Origin of the sequence: Chitinophaga flava (assembly GCF_003308995.1) — a bacterium.
GTDB classification, from domain to species: domain Bacteria; phylum Bacteroidota; class Bacteroidia; order Chitinophagales; family Chitinophagaceae; genus Chitinophaga; species Chitinophaga flava.
This window is the reverse complement of sequence record NZ_QFFJ01000002.1, coordinates 745,517-762,203: the sequence shown is the minus strand read 5'-3', so window position 1 is coordinate 762,203 and position 16,687 is coordinate 745,517. Positions and strand designations below refer to the sequence as shown.

Annotated in this window: 17 protein-coding genes; 9 read left to right on the top strand and 8 right to left on the bottom strand. The window is 46.3% G+C overall.

Features of this window, described 5'->3' with window-relative positions:
* Positions 1-114: 114 nt before the first annotated feature.
* Both rpsO and DF182_RS19460 read right to left on the bottom strand, forming a co-directional pair.
* The gene (gene rpsO, locus DF182_RS19465) at positions 115-387 is read right to left on the bottom strand and encodes a 30S ribosomal protein S15 (protein ID WP_113617490.1); all 273 of its coding nucleotides are present in this window, start codon (positions 385-387) and stop codon (positions 115-117) included.
* Positions 388-529: 142 nt separating this feature from the next.
* Complete coding sequence (locus DF182_RS19460) at positions 530-1,225, bottom strand: cell division ATP-binding protein FtsE (RefSeq protein WP_113617489.1); 696 nt, start codon at positions 1,223-1,225, stop codon at positions 530-532.
* Between the two features lie 190 nt (positions 1,226-1,415).
* Here DF182_RS19460 and DF182_RS19455 point away from each other — a divergent pair, with 190 nt between their 5' ends.
* Both DF182_RS19455 and DF182_RS19450 read left to right on the top strand, forming a co-directional pair.
* The gene (locus tag DF182_RS19455) at positions 1,416-1,781 is read left to right on the top strand and encodes a BlaI/MecI/CopY family transcriptional regulator (RefSeq protein WP_113619646.1); all 366 of its coding nucleotides are present in this window, start codon (positions 1,416-1,418) and stop codon (positions 1,779-1,781) included.
* A 3-nt stretch (positions 1,782-1,784) separates the two neighbouring features.
* On the top strand, positions 1,785-3,425 hold the full coding sequence (locus DF182_RS19450) for a M56 family metallopeptidase (RefSeq protein ID WP_113617488.1): 1,641 nt from the start codon (positions 1,785-1,787) through the stop codon (positions 3,423-3,425).
* A 75-nt stretch (positions 3,426-3,500) separates the two neighbouring features.
* Here the strand turns inward: DF182_RS19450 and DF182_RS19445 are convergent, their stop codons facing one another.
* Positions 3,501-4,679 carry an AIR synthase related protein gene (locus tag DF182_RS19445; protein ID WP_113619645.1) on the bottom strand — a complete coding sequence of 393 codons (1,179 nt, stop codon included), beginning with the start codon at positions 4,677-4,679 and terminating at the stop codon, positions 3,501-3,503.
* A 137-nt stretch (positions 4,680-4,816) separates the two neighbouring features.
* On the opposite strand from DF182_RS19445, the gene DF182_RS19440 reads away from it, so the two are divergent.
* Positions 4,817-5,758: a bifunctional riboflavin kinase/FAD synthetase gene (locus DF182_RS19440; protein WP_113619644.1), complete on the top strand. Its 942-nt coding sequence runs from the start codon at positions 4,817-4,819 to the stop codon at positions 5,756-5,758.
* On the opposite strand, the gene DF182_RS19435 is transcribed toward DF182_RS19440, so the two are convergent.
* The 3 genes from DF182_RS19435 to DF182_RS19425 are packed head-to-tail and all read right to left on the bottom strand — an operon-like array spanning position 5,755 to position 7,800.
* A complete protein-coding gene (locus DF182_RS19435) occupies positions 5,755-6,045 on the bottom strand; it encodes a hypothetical protein (RefSeq protein WP_147243483.1) in 291 nt (96 codons plus the stop codon). The two genes, DF182_RS19440 and DF182_RS19435, sit on opposite strands and share 4 nt — an antisense overlap.
* Before the next feature lie 8 nt (positions 6,046-6,053).
* A complete protein-coding gene (gene holA / locus DF182_RS19430; protein WP_113617486.1) occupies positions 6,054-7,049 on the bottom strand; it encodes a DNA polymerase III subunit delta in 996 nt (331 codons plus the stop codon).
* Between the two features lie 25 nt (positions 7,050-7,074).
* Complete coding sequence (locus DF182_RS19425; protein ID WP_113617485.1) at positions 7,075-7,800, bottom strand: ribonuclease H-like domain-containing protein; 726 nt, start codon at positions 7,798-7,800, stop codon at positions 7,075-7,077.
* A gap of 103 nt (positions 7,801-7,903) precedes the next feature.
* Between DF182_RS19425 and DF182_RS19420 the strand changes: the two genes are divergently transcribed.
* Both DF182_RS19420 and DF182_RS19415 read left to right on the top strand, forming a co-directional pair.
* Positions 7,904-8,866 carry a coiled-coil domain-containing protein gene (locus DF182_RS19420; RefSeq protein WP_113617484.1) on the top strand — a complete coding sequence of 321 codons (963 nt, stop codon included), beginning with the start codon at positions 7,904-7,906 and terminating at the stop codon, positions 8,864-8,866.
* Between the two features lie 577 nt (positions 8,867-9,443).
* Entirely contained in the window at positions 9,444-9,842 is a 399-nt protein-coding gene (locus DF182_RS19415; RefSeq protein WP_113617483.1) for a response regulator, read from the top strand.
* Between the two features lie 150 nt (positions 9,843-9,992).
* Here DF182_RS19415 and DF182_RS19410 read toward each other — a convergent pair whose 3' ends face one another.
* Positions 9,993-11,636: an ABC-F family ATP-binding cassette domain-containing protein gene (locus DF182_RS19410; protein ID WP_113617482.1), complete on the bottom strand. Its 1,644-nt coding sequence runs from the start codon at positions 11,634-11,636 to the stop codon at positions 9,993-9,995.
* A 159-nt stretch (positions 11,637-11,795) separates the two neighbouring features.
* On the opposite strand from DF182_RS19410, the gene DF182_RS19405 reads away from it, so the two are divergent.
* Both DF182_RS19405 and murI read left to right on the top strand, forming a co-directional pair.
* A complete protein-coding gene (locus DF182_RS19405; RefSeq protein ID WP_113617481.1) occupies positions 11,796-12,461 on the top strand; it encodes a carbonic anhydrase in 666 nt (221 codons plus the stop codon).
* Between the two features lie 11 nt (positions 12,462-12,472).
* Positions 12,473-13,300, top strand: coding sequence for a glutamate racemase (murI, locus tag DF182_RS19400; RefSeq protein WP_113617480.1), 828 nt, complete (start codon positions 12,473-12,475; stop codon positions 13,298-13,300).
* Between the two features lie 11 nt (positions 13,301-13,311).
* Here murI and DF182_RS19395 read toward each other — a convergent pair whose 3' ends face one another.
* Positions 13,312-14,793 carry an aminotransferase-like domain-containing protein gene (locus DF182_RS19395; protein ID WP_113617479.1) on the bottom strand — a complete coding sequence of 494 codons (1,482 nt, stop codon included), beginning with the start codon at positions 14,791-14,793 and terminating at the stop codon, positions 13,312-13,314.
* Between the two features lie 142 nt (positions 14,794-14,935).
* Between DF182_RS19395 and DF182_RS19390 the strand changes: the two genes are divergently transcribed.
* Positions 14,936-15,547, top strand: coding sequence for a hypothetical protein (locus tag DF182_RS19390; RefSeq protein WP_113617478.1), 612 nt, complete (start codon positions 14,936-14,938; stop codon positions 15,545-15,547).
* A 41-nt stretch (positions 15,548-15,588) separates the two neighbouring features.
* On the top strand, positions 15,589-16,569 hold the full coding sequence (bioB, locus tag DF182_RS19385; RefSeq protein ID WP_245957494.1) for a biotin synthase BioB: 981 nt from the start codon (positions 15,589-15,591) through the stop codon (positions 16,567-16,569).
* Positions 16,570-16,687 lie beyond the last annotated feature (118 nt).

Below are 16,687 nucleotides of genomic sequence, written 5' to 3'. Positions count from 1 at the left end.
TAATGAGATGATGTTATCCATTTTATTTACAATCACAAGGATAACAAAACGTATACATACAAAAAAACTATTCCCAACATAAAAGTTGGGAATAGCGCTATAATTAAGTCATGGTTACTTCCTGAGACCTAACTTCTCGATAAGGGCACGGTAGCCGGAGAGGTTGGTTTTAGACAGATAAGCGAGTAAACGCTTTCTCTGACCTACCATTTTCATCAGACCACGGTGGGTAGAGAAATCTTTTTTATTTGCTTTCAGGTGACCGGAAATGCTGTTGATACGCTCAGTCAGCAGGGCAATTTGCGCTTCTACAGAGCCTGTATTTTTCTCGCTTCCACCAAATTCCTTAAAAATATTGGCTTTCTTTTCAACAGTTAAGTAAGACATCTTTAATAATAATAAGTAATAATAATTTTTTTTGTCGCTATTTTTCCGGGGCAAAGGTAATTTAAAAAATACGAATTACCAATAAAGCCCTAATTTATAATTAATACCGAATAATCCATATCTGTAAACTACACTAAATCAGTTATGCAGAGAAATTAAGCGCTGCATTGTCTGTCACATGCCCATTTTCAGTACGCAATACACGGGACGGAAATTTCTGTAATACGATATAATCATGGGTCGCCATCACAATAGCAGTACCCTCCCGGCAGATACGGAACAACAGTTGCATAATGCCATCAGAAGTTTCAGGATCCAGGTTACCGGTAGGCTCATCTGCCAGGATCAGCCGGGGTGAATTGAGCATAGCACGCGCAATATCAATACGCTGTTGCTCTCCGCCAGACAGTTCATAGGGCATTTTAAACCCTTTGGTGCTCAGCCCTACCTTGTCCAGTACATCCGCAATCTTGTCTTCCATCTGCTTGTTGTCCTGCCAGCCCGTAGCCCGCAGCGCAAACTTCAGGTTGTCGTGCACATTACGGTCTGTCAGCAGTTGAAAATCCTGGAATACCACGCCCAGATTACGACGCAGATAAGGCACCTTCTTCCAGTCCATCTTTTTCAGGTCAAAACCCACTACCTGGCCGGTGCCATCCTTCAACGGCAAATCGCCATACAGGGTTTTTAACAGGCTGGACTTACCCGTGCCCGTTTTACCAATAAGATACACAAACTCCCCCTTGTTTACCGTGATGTTCACATCCGATAAAATCAATGAGTTTCCCTGATATATGCTGGCATTCGTTAATTGGATGATCGGTTGTTCAGACGTCATGTACTTTGTTTCTGTTTATTGCAAACTACGTTACGGCGGCAAAAATAACCAATTAAAAAATAATTCGTTGCGTCTTCCCGCAACAAAATCTTCACACCTCTCAAACCCGGTCATCATCGCCATAAAACTAAAAAAATAGTTGTTCAACTAAAAAATTAGTTATAACTTGTTACTGGAAAACAATAACAACATGAAACAACTCACCAAAGCGGAAGAGCAGATCATGCAGGCACTCTGGCAAACCGGGCCCGCCTTTGTAAAAGACATTATTGAAGCCCTGCCAGAACCCAAACCTCACTACAACACCGTTTCTACCCTTGTCAAAATACTTATAGAGAAAGGATTTATCGACTTCAAGGCATATGGCAAATCACACCAGTATTTTCCGTTGGTCACTAAAGAAGCCTACAGCCACAAAACCCTGAACAACCTTGCCAAAAGCTACTTCGGTGGCTCCTTCAGCAATATGGTTTCGTTTTTTGTAAAAGAAAAAGATCTCAGCCTGACCGACCTTGAACAACTGGTGCAAAAAATCAAGGACACTCAAAAGAAATAGTTTATGCTATTACTGATCTATTCCGCGAAAGTAATACTGTGCAGCGCCCTATTGTATACCTATTACCACCTGGCCCTGCGCAACAACCGCTTCCATCACTGGAACCGCTATTATCTGCTGCTGATCACCATCGTGTCGCTGATCACCCCCCTGGTAAAAATACCCCTTCCCGCAGGCGGACAAACCGTTCCAACCGCCATGGTGACCTACACCAGCAAAATGATCACCCTGCGGGAAACAGTGGCCACTCCTGCAGCCGACCCTTCTTTTTATCTTCGTACAGGCGTTATCGTTATCTACGCGCTGATCGCATTTTTCCTGTTGTGCAGGCTGATGGTCAGCATTCACCGCATCCGGCAACTGGTACGCAGCAGCGAAATCCAGCCCATACCTCCCTATCACTTTGCCCGCCACCACAAAGTGACAGCTCCTTTCTCCTTTTTCCGGTATATCTTCTGGGACCCGAACTCCAGCCTCGACAGTCCCTCCGGCAAACAGATGCTGCAGCACGAACTGGTACATGTCCGGGAAAAACACAGTACCGACAAAATGCTGATGGAAGTGCTCACCGCCATCTGCTGGTTTAATCCCTTTTTCCATCTTATCAAAAGAGAACTGACACTGGTACATGAGTTCATCGCCGATCAGAAAGCGGCTGGCGAAGAAGTGGCTGGTTATGCCGAAAACATTCTCCGCATGACCTTTGAAAGCAATCAGTTCTCTATTACCAACAACTTCTTTCATCCGCCCATCAAACGCAGGATCCTGATGCTTACCCAATTCCGGCAACCCCGTTTCAGTTATTTGCGCAGGATACTGGTGTTGCCGCTGGCAGCCTTTATCTTCTGCTCACTTGCCTTTGTGGCCGACAAGCGCCCATCCGCCATTCGGGCGCTTGTACCACCCGGCACGCTCCCAGAATTGATGGCAAACAATATTCCCACAGCCGATACCAGCATACCTGTGAAAAAACGAGATGTACAGGTACTGACTGCCGGCCCTACTTTCCCGGGTGGCGAAGATTCCCTGGCAGTCTACCTGAGCAAAAACATCCGCTATCCTAAGGTAGCTGCCCAAAAAGGCACACAAGGCCAGGTGACCATTGTGTTTCTGGTAAATGAACAGGGGCAGGTGAAGGACGCAAAAATAAGAGGGAACAAACTATTGGGCGATGGGTTGGAAGAAGAAGCCCTTAGGGTTGTGAAAGCTATGCCCCGATGGACTCCGGCTGAATACAAGGGCAAAAAACTAGCTGTAATGCAAACCCTCCCAATCAAGTTTTCCATTACCGGCGACCAGCCAGTCAGCATCGTACAACCAGAAGTATACACTTTTGTAGAGCACCCACCTACCTTTGTTGGCGGTGAAGAAGCCATGGCCCGTTATCTTTCGAAAACGATCCGGTATCCAAAAGAAGCTCAGGCAAATAACGTTAGCGGCACTATTTTCGTTCAGTTTGTAATAGATACTGAAGGTCATTTGAAGGAGGCAAAAACTGTTGGGGCTAAAAAAGGTTATGGTCTGGAAGAAGAGGCCATCCGGGTAGTAATGGCTATGCCACAATGGAATCCGGGCACACATCGCAATAAAAAAGTTAACGTACTGTTTAATCTGCCAATCAGATTTACCATACAGCAGCTATAAGCTATCATCATCATCATAAAAAAGAGCGGGCTGACTGTGCAATACAGTCAGCCCGCTCCTTTTTGAACAATATTTTTATTGATAGATAAAAGTACCTGCCGGTGCTTTTACAGTTACCTGTTTTTGTTCGGCTGCTTCTACCCTTCCGATGATCTGTGCATCGATATTAAAGCTTTTGGAGATGCTGATGATATCTGCCGCGATCGCTTCCGGAACATACAGTTCCATACGATGGCCCATATTGAACACCTGGTACATTTCCTTCCAGGATGTGCCGGACTGTTCCTGTATCAGGGTAAACAGCGGCGGGATAGGGAACAGGTTATCCTTGATCACGTGCAGGTTCTCGATAAAATGCAACACCTTGGTTTGTGCACCACCGCTGCAATGCACCATACCATGAATCTGCGGACGGAACTGTTCCAGCACTTTTTTGATCACCGGAGCATAGGTACGGGTAGGTGACAGTACCAGTTTACCCGCATCTACAGCGCCAAAGCCAGGAATATCAATTTTATCGGTCAGGGCTTTTTTACCGCTGAACACCAGTTCATAAGGAATACCGGGATCAAAACTTTCCGGATATTTTTCGGCCATAGCCTTATTGAATACGTCGTGGCGGGCGCTGGTAAGACCGTTGCTGCCCATACCGCCGTTGTATTCTGTTTCGTAGGAGGCTTGTCCGTAGGAAGCCAGGCCTACTACCACATCACCAGCCTGGATGCGATCGTTGGAGATCACATCGCTGCGTTTCATGCGGGCAGTCACGGTAGAATCTACGATGATGGTGCGAACCAGGTCACCCACATCTGCTGTTTCACCACCGGTGGAATAGATGCTGATACCATGTTTACGCAGCTCAGCCAGGATCTCTTCGGTACCGTTGATAATAGCAGCAATTACTTCACCAGGCAGGAGCTGTTTATTACGGCCGATAGTAGAAGACAACAGGATGTTATCGGTGGCACCTATGCAGAGGAGATCATCCATGTTCATGATGATGGCATCCTGAGCAATTCCTTTCCAGACGCTGAGATCATCGGTTTCTTTCCAGTACATATATGCCAGGGAGGACTTGGTACCCGCGCCATCGGCATGCATAATGTTGCACCAGGCTTCGTCGCCGCCCAGGATATCCGGCACTATTTTACAGAATGCCTTTGGAAACAGGCCTTTGTCAATGTTTTTAATGGCATTGTGCACATCTTCCTTACCAGCTGAAACACCACGCTTGGCGTAAATATTATTATCCACCGGAAACAAATAAGTATTTAAATAAAGAAATAATCAGATAAAATATGCTTCTTCTGGCTGCAAAAGTAACAGATTCCCTGCATAATGCCCGCCGAATGTGTTAGATTTGCATGGCATTTTTGACGTTATTGAATTATATGCAGGTTCACAGGGACTTAAAGCAATTACCGGAGATCCGTAATGCTGTTATCACGATAGGCACTTTTGACGGCGTACATGAAGGACACCGCTTCATTATACAACAACTGGAGCAGGCTGCTGCGGAGTGTAACGGAGAAACGGTTATTATCACTTTTGATCCGCATCCGAGAGAGGTATTAATGCCCAAACCCAATAATATCCGGCTGCTCACCACATTGCCGGAAAAAATCGCACTACTGGAAGAGGCCGGCGTAGACCATCTGGTAGTAGTGCCTTTTACCAAAGCCTTTTCTGAACTATCAGCCCGGGAATACCTGGAAGACTTTCTGATAGCGCGTTTCAAGCCTCATACCATCATTATCGGTTACGATCACCGTTTCGGCCACAACCGCGAAGGCGGACTGGAGCTGCTGGAAATGGAACAACAACGGTATGGTTTCCGGCTGCTGGAAATCCCGCAACAGGTTGTCAACGACCTTACCGTAAGCTCTACCAAAATCCGTAAGAGCCTGCAGGAAGGCGAAGTACTGCTAGCCAATGAGCTGCTGGGCTACACCTATTTCCTGAGTGGTACCGTTGTGCACGGCGACAAAATGGGAAGACAGCTGGGGTATCCTACTGCCAATCTCCACCTGAAAGACGAAAGAAAACTTATTCCTGCAGAAGGCATCTATGCTGTACGGGTACAGATACCCGATCAGGAGGGCCTGTTACCCGCCGTGATGAGCATTGGCTTCCGGCCTACCTTTAATGGTACAGACCTACGCCTGGAAGTACACTTGTTTGATTTTAATGCAGATCTCTACAATCAGGAGCTGACCGTTTATTTCATAGAATATATCCGCGCCAACCAGAAATTTGATGATATCAAAGACCTGATTGTGCAGATGGACAAGGATTCTGCCCAGTCCAGGGAAATATTGGGAGAAAAAGCCTAGAACTTTTCTCCCAGCAATTCAATTACTTTTTCTTTTTCTTCCGGCGGCCTGCAAAGCTTATATCCTTTGTAGAGGCTCAGCCATGTGAGTACGGCCACAAATCCCATGATGAAAAAACCAATGATCCAGGCCGACTTATAACCAGGCTCGTCCCATATAGGCCCTTTGCTTAGATAATATAGTGCATATACAATTCCGGCACTGAGGCATATCATCACAAATCCGAACATCAGCAACAGAATGCCGCAGGTACCACGGACTATAGGGTTTAAGAATATTCGTTTCACGGTAGTTATTAGTTCATCATTTTATACATCAGCTCCTTCATCAGTTCCCCGTCTTCCACGCCGCTATCGTTGATACCGATGCTTCGCAGGTTATACTGATGTAACAGCAGGATGGCTTTTTCAGTGCCTTCCGGGCCATATTGGCGGGCAGCGTTCATATAATCTTTCACGAAGAACGGATGTACACCCAATGCGGCAGCCACTTCCTTTTCCCCGCCTTTTACACCGAAGATGAGGTTCACCTTGGCGAAGAAGTTGTACAGAGCCGGCAGGGTCATCTGGATGGGAGCTGCTTTGGGATTGGCCGCGAAGTAGGAGATGATGCGGAATACTTTAGCGGTATTCTTCTGTCCGATGGCATTTTGCAGTTCAAATACGTTGTATTCCTTGCTGATGCCTACATATTTTTCGATATCGCCTTCATCGATTTTTTTTCCTGCGGGAAGATTGACCAGCAGTTTATCGATTTCATTGGCAATACGGGAGAGGTCGTTACCGATATGGTCTACGAGGAGGATGGCAGCTTTCTGGGAGATGGCCAGTTCACGGCTGCTCACGTAGGATTCAACCCAGGCGGGCAGCTGGTTGTCGTACATTTTTTTAGTAGACAGCAGGACGCCTTTTTCTTTGATCAGTTTGGCGAGTTTGCTGCGGCCGTCGATTTTTCCCTGTTTATGGGCCACCACAAATACGGTAGAGGCGAGAGGGTTTTCGATATAGGCTTCCAGTTTCAGCAGGTCGCGCATGGCTTGTGCTTCCTTGAGTACGACTACCTGCCTTTCGGCGAACATGGGGTAGCGGCGGCAGGTGTTGACTACGGCGGTCCAGTCGGTATCTTTACCATATAATATGGTGAGGTTAAAACCTTTTTCGGCTTCGTCGAGGAGGTGGTGTTCGGCGTAGTTGGTTACCTGGTCTATAAAAAAGTCTTCTTCACCTTCCAGCCAGTAGAGGGACCGGAATTTTTTTTGTTTCCAATCGCGTATAATATCCTGATATTCCATTTGTTGTGCTTGTGTTTGGTAAGGTTTATTTTACCAGGATGACCTGTTCTTCTTTTAACAGGGGTATCCTTTTAAAGCGGAGCAGGAGCTGGGCTACTGCGATCACATCTTTCTGGCAGTAGGCTGCTATCCTTTCCAGGTTATGATCTTTCCAGTATACTTTGCCTACCATGCTGCCGTCTATATCATCTTTGGGCGTTTCTATGCCCAGGACGGCGGTCAGCAGTTTCAGGGAGGTATAATGCCTGATATCCCCGAAACGCCAGAGGTGGAGGGTATCAAGCATGGGCATTTCCCATGGTTTGAAGCCATATAGCTGTAAAGGTTTGGGCAAAGATAACTGATGAATAACAGACCGGCGGCAAATAAAAGGAATATCAAATTCTTTTATGTTGTGGCCGGCAAACTGGAAGGCCGGATACTTCGAATAAAATTTATTTACCAATCCTAAAAAACCATTGAGCACAATTGCTTCATCATCATTATAAAAGGATTTCATCCTCAGATGATAGGCATTATTTTCCAGGCTGAAGAAAGCGGCAGATATACATATTATTTTCCCAAATTCAGCGTAGATACCGGCTCTGTCTTCATAGGCTTCTGCTTCATTTTCTGATTCTGGCGCAGTTTTTGCCATTTTCTCGATCCAGAGCCGTTGCATATCTGCCGGTAACTGTTCCAGGGCCGCAGTGGCCGGAGTTGTTTCTATGTCCAACAACAATAACTGATCTAATGCAATAGTGGGTAACACGTGTGAAAACTGTTTTATATATTTTATAAAAGAAAAATATTATTGTAGTATTTTTGAATAATGTTTTTTAACCATATAACAATTAAACATAAAACAAACGACTATGACTGAGAACACTTTTAACACACCTGCACCGGGCTCACCCGGATCAGAAAAACCACGGAGCCGCAATGGTCTAATTTACGGTATTTTAATTGCGGCGCTGGCAGGAACATGGATTTACATGTTGTATGACAAAAATAAAACCAGCGAACAAATCGTACAAAAGACCACTCAGATAGATTCTATCTCTTCATCCCGTGACGCATTACAGCAGGAATATAATGCAGCCAATGCTCGTCTGGACGATCTGATTTCTCAGAACACCCGTATGGACAGCCTGGTAAAAACCAAGGATAAGGAAATTCAGGATATGAAAGCCCGTATTTCCAGCATCCTGACTAATAAAAATGCCACTCAGGCACAGCTGGCTGAAGCCCGTCGTTTGATTGAACAACTGAAATCCAGCATTGAAGGTTATCAACAAACCATCGAGCGCCTGGAAGGTGAAAAAATTGTGCTGGCCGGAGAACGTGATTTTGCCCGCAAAGAAAGGGATTCCGTTTCAGTTGTAAAAGACAGCCTGAACAAAAAGGTAGACCTGGGTTCTGTACTGCATGCCTCCAATATTCAGTTACAGCCTATCCGTATCAAACACAACGGCAAAGAAATCGAAACTACCAAAGCTAAACGTGCTGATATGATGCGTGTAAGCTTTGACCTGGATGACAACAGAATTGCTCCTACCGGTGACAAGGAAATCTTTGTAGCCATCACTGCCCCTGACAATACACCACTGGCAGTAGAAGCACTGGGTTCCGGCAGATTTACACTGGAAGATGGTACAGAAAAACTGTATACTACCAAAAAGACTGTCGCTTATGTAACCGGTCAGAAACAGTCTGTTACTATGGACTGGAAACAGAACTCTGACTATAAAGTAGGTGATTATACAGTTGAAATCTACCACAATGGTTTTAAAATCGGCCAGGGTAAAGTAACCCTCAGAAAAGGCGGTCTGTTTTAATCCATTCCGATAAAATATTAACCTAAAAGGCTGATCATCATCTGATCAGCCTTTTTTGTATCTGCTGAAATAAGCTATTATCACTATCAGCCCTGTGGTCCTTAAACTCCTTTACCGCGCAATATCCATCAAGATAAAACAGTGCCATTACCCCTCCCCTTCTCCCCTATCGTTCATTGCTTCGGAAAAGGCTGTACAGGCCGCATTTCTGATGTTTTTTTCGCTTATTAGAATTGTTAACGATTAGTTATTGATAAAAAGTTATATATAAAAATAAAATTAAATTAACGTTCTTTGCGCCTATAATTACAAATAGCCTAAGGGCCAGCCGTACTGGTGGGTAATCGGAAACTAATGCTTTGAGAACGAGGATGTGACCAGATTATTTTTGTACCAGATTTAACCCGTTTAAAGTCATAAACGATCAGCGATTTCAGTATTTTGTTCAACCCTGAAGCGTGATCATTTATTGTGAACAGGAACACTGATACATGGAATTTCATCCCCCTCCTTTCGCGTGCCTGATGCTATTTACCGGATAAGTTCAGTAGTTCAGAAGCCCAAATAAACCATAAGCATGGAAGACATGAATAAAATAGTGTACGTTGTAGATGATGATGAAATTTTTCACTTCATTATCAAAAAAATGTTGGGGCAACAGGACGATAATCTTGTAATTACCTCTTTCCTGTGTGCAGAAGAAGCCATTGAACAGCTATCCAGCACCCCCCAGCTGACGTTGCCCTCTCTTATTATCCTGGATATGAATATGCAAAGAATGAACGGATGGGACTTCATTGAAGCATACCGCGGGCTTAAACCATCCCTGAAAAACACTATTCCTATTATTATGTGTTCTTCCTCCGTGGATGTGCGGGATATGCAGAAAGTACAACATACACCTGAACTAATGGCTTACATCACCAAACCACTGGATAAAAACAAGATGAAGGTGATTGGGGAATACCTACTGTGATTTATGTGATTTTTCTGATGCTCCTGATGAGCGAAGACAGAAGCGAAAATTAAAGCGAATTATAAAAACAAAGCAGCCCATTGATCAATGGGCTGCTTTGTTTTTATAATTCGCTCATCAGGAGCATCAGAAAAATCACATAAATCAAAGTTATGCTGGTACTGCTATGCCATACATTTCTTCACGTAATGCTTTCACACGCTCATCAGCGAGGTATTCATCGAAGGTCATCATGCGATCGATGATACCTTTCGGTGTCAGCTCGATGATACGGTTGGCCACAGACTGCATGAAGGTATGGTCATGTGTAGTAAACAGTACAATACCTTTATAGTTGATCATGCTTTCGTTGAAAGACTGGATAGACTCGAGGTCCAGGTGGTTGGTAGGCTCATCCAGGATCAGTACGTTAGGGTCCTGGAGCATCATACGGCTGATCATGCAGCGTACTTTTTCACCACCACTCAGTACGGAGGTCTTTTTCATGATTTCATCACCGCTGAACAGCATTTTACCCAGGAATCCACGCAGGAATGGTTCGTCTACGTCTGTTACATGCGCAGGCACGTACTGACGCAGCCAGTCCATCAGGTTTACGCTGGCATCGGTAAAGAAAGTGGCGTTATCGTTAGGCAGGTAAGCGCTGGTAACGGTGGTACCCCATTCTATTTTACCATTATCTGCTTCCATTTCATTGCTGATGACCTGGAAGAAAGTGGTGAGGGCCAGGTGGTCTTTAGACAGGAAGGCGATCTTGTCGTTTTTGTTGACAGAGAAAGTCACGTCTGTAAAGAGTTTGCGGCCATCTACTGATTTTTCCAGTTTTTCCAGGTTCAGGATCTGGTTACCCACTTCACGTTGTTGTTTGAAGATGATACCAGGGTATTTACGGTTGGAAGGCTGAATATCTTCGATAACCAGTTTTTCGAGGGCTTTTTTACGGGAAGTAGCCTGTTTACTTTTGGAAGCGTTGGCACTAAAGCGGGCGATAAAGTCCATGAGGTCTTTACGCTTATCTTCCATTTTCTTGTTTTTATCGGCTATCTGGCGGGCCATCAACTGGGAAGACTCGTACCAGAAGGAGTAGTTACCGCTGAAAATCTGGATTTTGGCGCGGTCTACGTCGGCTACGTGTGTACATACAGCATCGAGGAAGTGACGGTCGTGGGATACTACGATCACGATATTTTCGTAGTCGGCCAGGAAGTTCTCCAGCCAGCCGATCGTTTCCACGTCCAGGTCGTTCGTGGGCTCATCCAGCAGCAGGATATCGGGGTTACCGAACAGTGCCTGAGCCAGCAGTACCCTTACTTTCAGGTTACCGGCGATATCTTTCATCAGGATGCCATGCATCTCTTCTTTTACACCCAGGTCGCCCAACAGTACGCCAGCATCGCTTTCCGCGGTGTAACCACCCATCTCACCGTATTCTCCTTCCAGTTCACCTGCGCGTATACCATCTTCTTCAGTAAAATCTTCTTTGGCATAGATGGCATCCCTTTCTTTCGCAATCTCCCAGAGCTTCTTGTTACCCATCAATACTGCATTCAGTACCGTAACCTCATCAAACTCAAAGTGGTTCTGTTTCAGTACGCTCATACGCTCGCCGGGAGTGATTTCCACGGTACCTTTGTTCGGATCTATCTCTCCGGACAATATTTTCAGGAAGGTAGATTTACCTGCCCCGTTGGCCCCAATCACACCATAACAGTTCCCTTTCGTGAAATTGAGGTTTACTTCGTCAAACAAAACTCTCTTACCAAAAGAGAGCGTCACGTTTTTAACACTGATCATGCTGGCTATGTAAATTTTGAAGCTGCAAAGGTACGAATACTATACGGGCTTTCCAAGTTAACAGATTGCTAGCTGGCTCAACATTTAACGATTGATTTTTAATGGCTTGTATCCATGTAAATAATCAATACGTATCTTTAGCGCAAAATTTATTACGGCATGACAGACTATAACCAGGTATTTGAAAACAACCGCAAATGGGTAGCATCCAAACGAGCCACCGATGCGGACTTCTTTGAGAAGATGGCGGACACACAGACGCCTGCCTACCTCTATATCGGCTGTAGTGACAGCCGGGTGCCTACCAACGAAATCATGGGTTTGGGAGCCGGTGAAGTATTTGTACACCGCAATATTGCCAACCTGGTACCCAATACTGACCTCAATGTCATGGCAGTGATCAACTATGCCGTAGTACACCTGGAGGTAAAACATATCATCGTTTGCGGACACTACAACTGCGGTGGGGTTAAAGCTGCCATGCAACCCAAAGACCTGGGTATCCTCAACCCCTGGCTGCGTAACATCCGCGATGTGTACCGTCTTCATATGGACGAACTGAACGCCATCACTGACGAGCATGACCGCTATAACAGACTGGTAGAGCTCAACACCCAGGAACAGGCCATCAACGTCATCAAAACTGCTGCCGTACAGAAATCATATCTGGCCAAAGGCTACCCTACCGTACACGGCTGGGTGTATGACCTTAAAAACGGCCTGCTGAAAGACCTGGAAATCGACTTCGAAGGCGTATTGCACGAGATCCAGAAGATCTACGACCTCACCGGCTCCGGTCTGATGCAGAAAGATAATAACCAATAAAGTCAGCAACTATGGGCCCAATCGGTGTTTTTGACTCCGGCTACGGAGGACTGACTGTCCTCAAGGAAATTATTGCAGAATTACCACAATACGAATATATCTATCTGGGCGACAATGCCCGCGCCCCGTATGGTAACCGCGGTTTCGACACCATCCATGCCTATACGCTGGAATGTGTACAAAAACTGTTCGATATGGGATGCCCGCTGGTCATACTTGCCTGTAATACTGCCTCTGCCAAAGCATTGCGTACCATCCAGCAGCATGACCTTCCCAAAATAGCACCCGATAAACGGGTACTGGGCGTCATCCGCCCTACCACCGAAATGGTTGGCACCATCACCCAGACCGGTGAAGTGGCCATCCTGGCCACCAATGGTACCGTGGCCTCCGAGTCATACCCGATAGAGATCAAAAAGTTTTTTCCTCATGTACAAACCTACCAGCTGGCCTGCCCCATGTGGGTGCCGCTGGTGGAAAACAACGAACATGAAAATGCCGGGGCCGACTTCTTCGTAAAGGAATATATTGACAAGATCCTTTCGCAGTCACCCGGTATTGACACACTGGTATTGGGATGCACCCACTACCCGTTGCTCATGAAAAAAATCAAACAATACCTGCCCGGTGGCATCACGGTGTTATCACAAGGTAAGCTTGTGGCCCACAGCCTGAAAGATTATCTGAAACGTCATCCTGAAATGGAGTCAAGGCTTAGCCAGAACGACAGCCGCCGCTTCTTCACCACCGATGACACAGCCATCTTTGATCGTATGGCTGAAATCTTCTTCGGGAAAGCAGTACCGTCAGAAAAAATAGATTGGAAACAACACGAATAGTGCACAGCAGCTTATAACTGCTGCAACACGCCCTGCCGGAGAATCTGAATGCTGGCCTCCGCCTCATCGAGGGTAAAATGCCCGAAACCCAGCCGCATAGCGGTGAGGTTTTTATGCTGATAGAGCAGTGTTTTGGGAATAAACAGATTATTTCTGGAACAGGCCCTGCTCAATTGAAGCAGGTTAAGTGGCTCTTTCCAGCGGGTCCAGACGGCCAGTCCTCCGGCAGGTTTCCTGAAGTCTATAAATTCCTGCAGCTCCCTTTGCAGCAAGTCTACAATATGGTCCCGCCTTTCCCGATATATTTTAAGGGACTTTTTCAGATAACGGTGTATCTCTCCCGTTTCAATCATCTCCCCCAGTACCTGCTCCATCATTACATCCCCCTGCCGGTCGATGATACCCAGGTATTTACGCATCTCTGTCATCAGGTTTTCCGGTGCTATGATAAAACCAGTCCTGAACCCGGGTACCAGTGATTTACCAAATGCGCCGATATACACTACCATCCCACTTTTGTCGGCACTGGCCAGAGGCAGTACAGGCGCATTGTCATAGTGGAAATCATAATCATAATCATCTTCCAGAATGATAAACCCGAATTCCGCAGCCAGGTTGAGCAGCTCAATTCTTCGTTGAGCCGCCAGCGTAACCGTAGTCGGATAGTGGTGATGCGGGGTGATATACAGCATGCGGATCGTATGTTTTTCGCAGATGCTGCGAATGGCTTCTACATCGATCCCTTCTTCGTCAATGGGCACGGACATGATTTGGGCACCCGATTTCTGGAAAATCATATTGACAGAGAAATAGCTCAGATCTCCGACCAATACAGTATCCCCTGGAGACAGGAGGATCTCGGAGGTGATATACACGCTCATTTCCGTGCTCCTGGTGATCAGGATATTATCCTTTGATATATGCAGGCCACGGGTTTGATTGAGGTAATTAGACAGATGTTTTTTAAAGAATTCGCTGCCATCGTGATTATAATAACCCAGCTTACTGCGGTTGCTCTTTCTTTTGAGATGACCACTGTACAGGCTCGACAGGTGGTCTACCTGTGTAAGCCGGATATCCGGTGTGCCATCATTGAATACATATTCACAGGAAGAGTGTTCGAAGGGATTATCGAGCAGACTTGACTTTTTAAAAGAGAAACCGGTCTCTTTGGGATAATGCGCCAGCTGGTTTTCCTGTTCGATCCTGATCTTCTGCGGTCTGGCATCTATTTTCCCGATGATGAAAGTGCCTTTATTGGGGCGTGTTTCTATCCAGCCCTGTGTGTCCAGTTCTTCAAACACCGCTACGATGGTATTACGGTTCACTTCCAGCAGTTCGCTGAAGCTGCGGGTACCCGGCAGTTTGGTCCCTGTAACCAGAAACCCGCGCTGGATGGCGTTGATCAGCTGGTGGGCAATCTGCAGATAGATGGCCGTACCAGACTGTCGGTCTATCTGGACAAAGCTTTTGTAAGGAACCGGACTACTCATATATCAAAAATAAATCAACAAAAACAGTCCGGCAAATTAACACAAGTCAGCAAAAACACCAACCGGACCAGCAACTATATCAAAACCGGCCCATATCACCAATCCGGCAAGCTGTTACTTTTGACCGGAAACAAAGTCGTAAATGGAAGCTTTACTACAACATATTGTTGGGCATGACCACCTGCATGCCAAATGGCTCAACACTCTTTCCTTTATGGAGAACGCCGGAGCCAGAAAGATATCCGCCTGCGAACATCCAAGCCTGGTGGACTTTATCCAGCTGAAACATGCCGCAGAAGAACACCGGCATGCCTATTACCTGAAAAAACAGATTGCTAAAGTCAGCACCGATACCTGCAAAACCTACCAGCTCCATGAACTGCTGGCAGCACAGCAGACCAGGCATTATCTGCACCAGCTGGACATGCAGACCTGCCGTTACCTGAAGAAAGCATTTGGACTTGAAGGCAGTCAGCTGAAACATGCAGCCTACCTCTTTGTGACTTACGCCATAGAAGTGCGTGCCGATGAGCTTTATCCGGTATACCAGCAGGTACTGGACCAAACCGGCAGCAAGGTGATGGTACGTTCCATCATCGTGGAAGAAGAAGGTCATCTTGAAGAAATGATCCACCAGCTACAAGGATTCGATGCCCGCTGGGAGGAACATGCTCAACATGTCCGGCTACTGGAACAACAACTGTTTGAAGGATGGCTTGCCGCCATCGGACAGGAATTACAAGTCTTTGCATAATACAGGAAGCGCTATACTACTTATCACCCACTTAATCCGCAATGATGACATCAGCTATCAGAAATGACTGGACCCTGGAAGAAATCCAGGCCATATACGATCAGCCTTTGCTGGAACTGGTATACCAGGCAGCCACCGTACACCGCCAATGGCATTCCGCCAAAGAAATACAGGTATGTACCCTCTTATCCATTAAAACCGGCGGATGCCCTGAAGACTGCTCCTACTGCGGTCAGGCAGCCAGATACCATACCGATATCAAAGTACAGGCGTTACTGCCCACTGAAACCGTTATTGCACACGCTCAAAAAGCCAAGGACACAGGATCTACCCGCTTTTGTATGGCCGCAGCCTGGAGAGAAGTAAGAGACAACCGCGATTTTGACCGTGTAATCGATATGGTAAAAGGCGTAAATGAACTGGGCATGGAAGTTTGTTGCACACTGGGCATGCTGACCGAAGAACAGGCCATCCGTCTTCAGGAAGCCGGATTACATGCCTATAACCACAACCTCGACACCTCCGAACAATACTATAACGAAATCATTTCCACCCGGAATTTCGACAACAGGATCAATACGATCAATAATGTCCGTAAAGCCGGCATCACCGTATGTTCAGGCGGTATCATCGGATTGGGAGAAACCCACCGTGACCGTATGTCTATGTTGCTGACACTGGCTACCATGCCCAAACATCCGGAATCCGTGCCCATCAATGCACTGGCAAGAGTAAAAGGCACTCCATTGGAAAACAATCCGAAAGTAGATGCCTGGGATATGGTCAGGATGATCGCCACCGCCAGAATCGTTATGCCTGCATCCACCGTACGCCTCACCGCAGGCCGTATCGAAATGACAGAATCCGAACAGGCCTGGTGCTTTATGGCCGGCGCCAATTCCATCTTCACCGGCGAACGTCAGACATTACTGGTAACTCCGAATCCCGGCGTGTCAGAAGATATGCAGATGCTGCAAAATCTGGGGTTAAAGCCCAAGCTTAAAAAGGAAGCCCAGGACTAAAGTCCTGGGCTAAATTCGATGTGATGGCCTGGGTTAGTCCTGGGCTGATATCGAGGCTAATGGACTGGATTAAAGCTTCGTTGTGCCCTGGCTTATAGATATATTAGGCAAGGGCTAA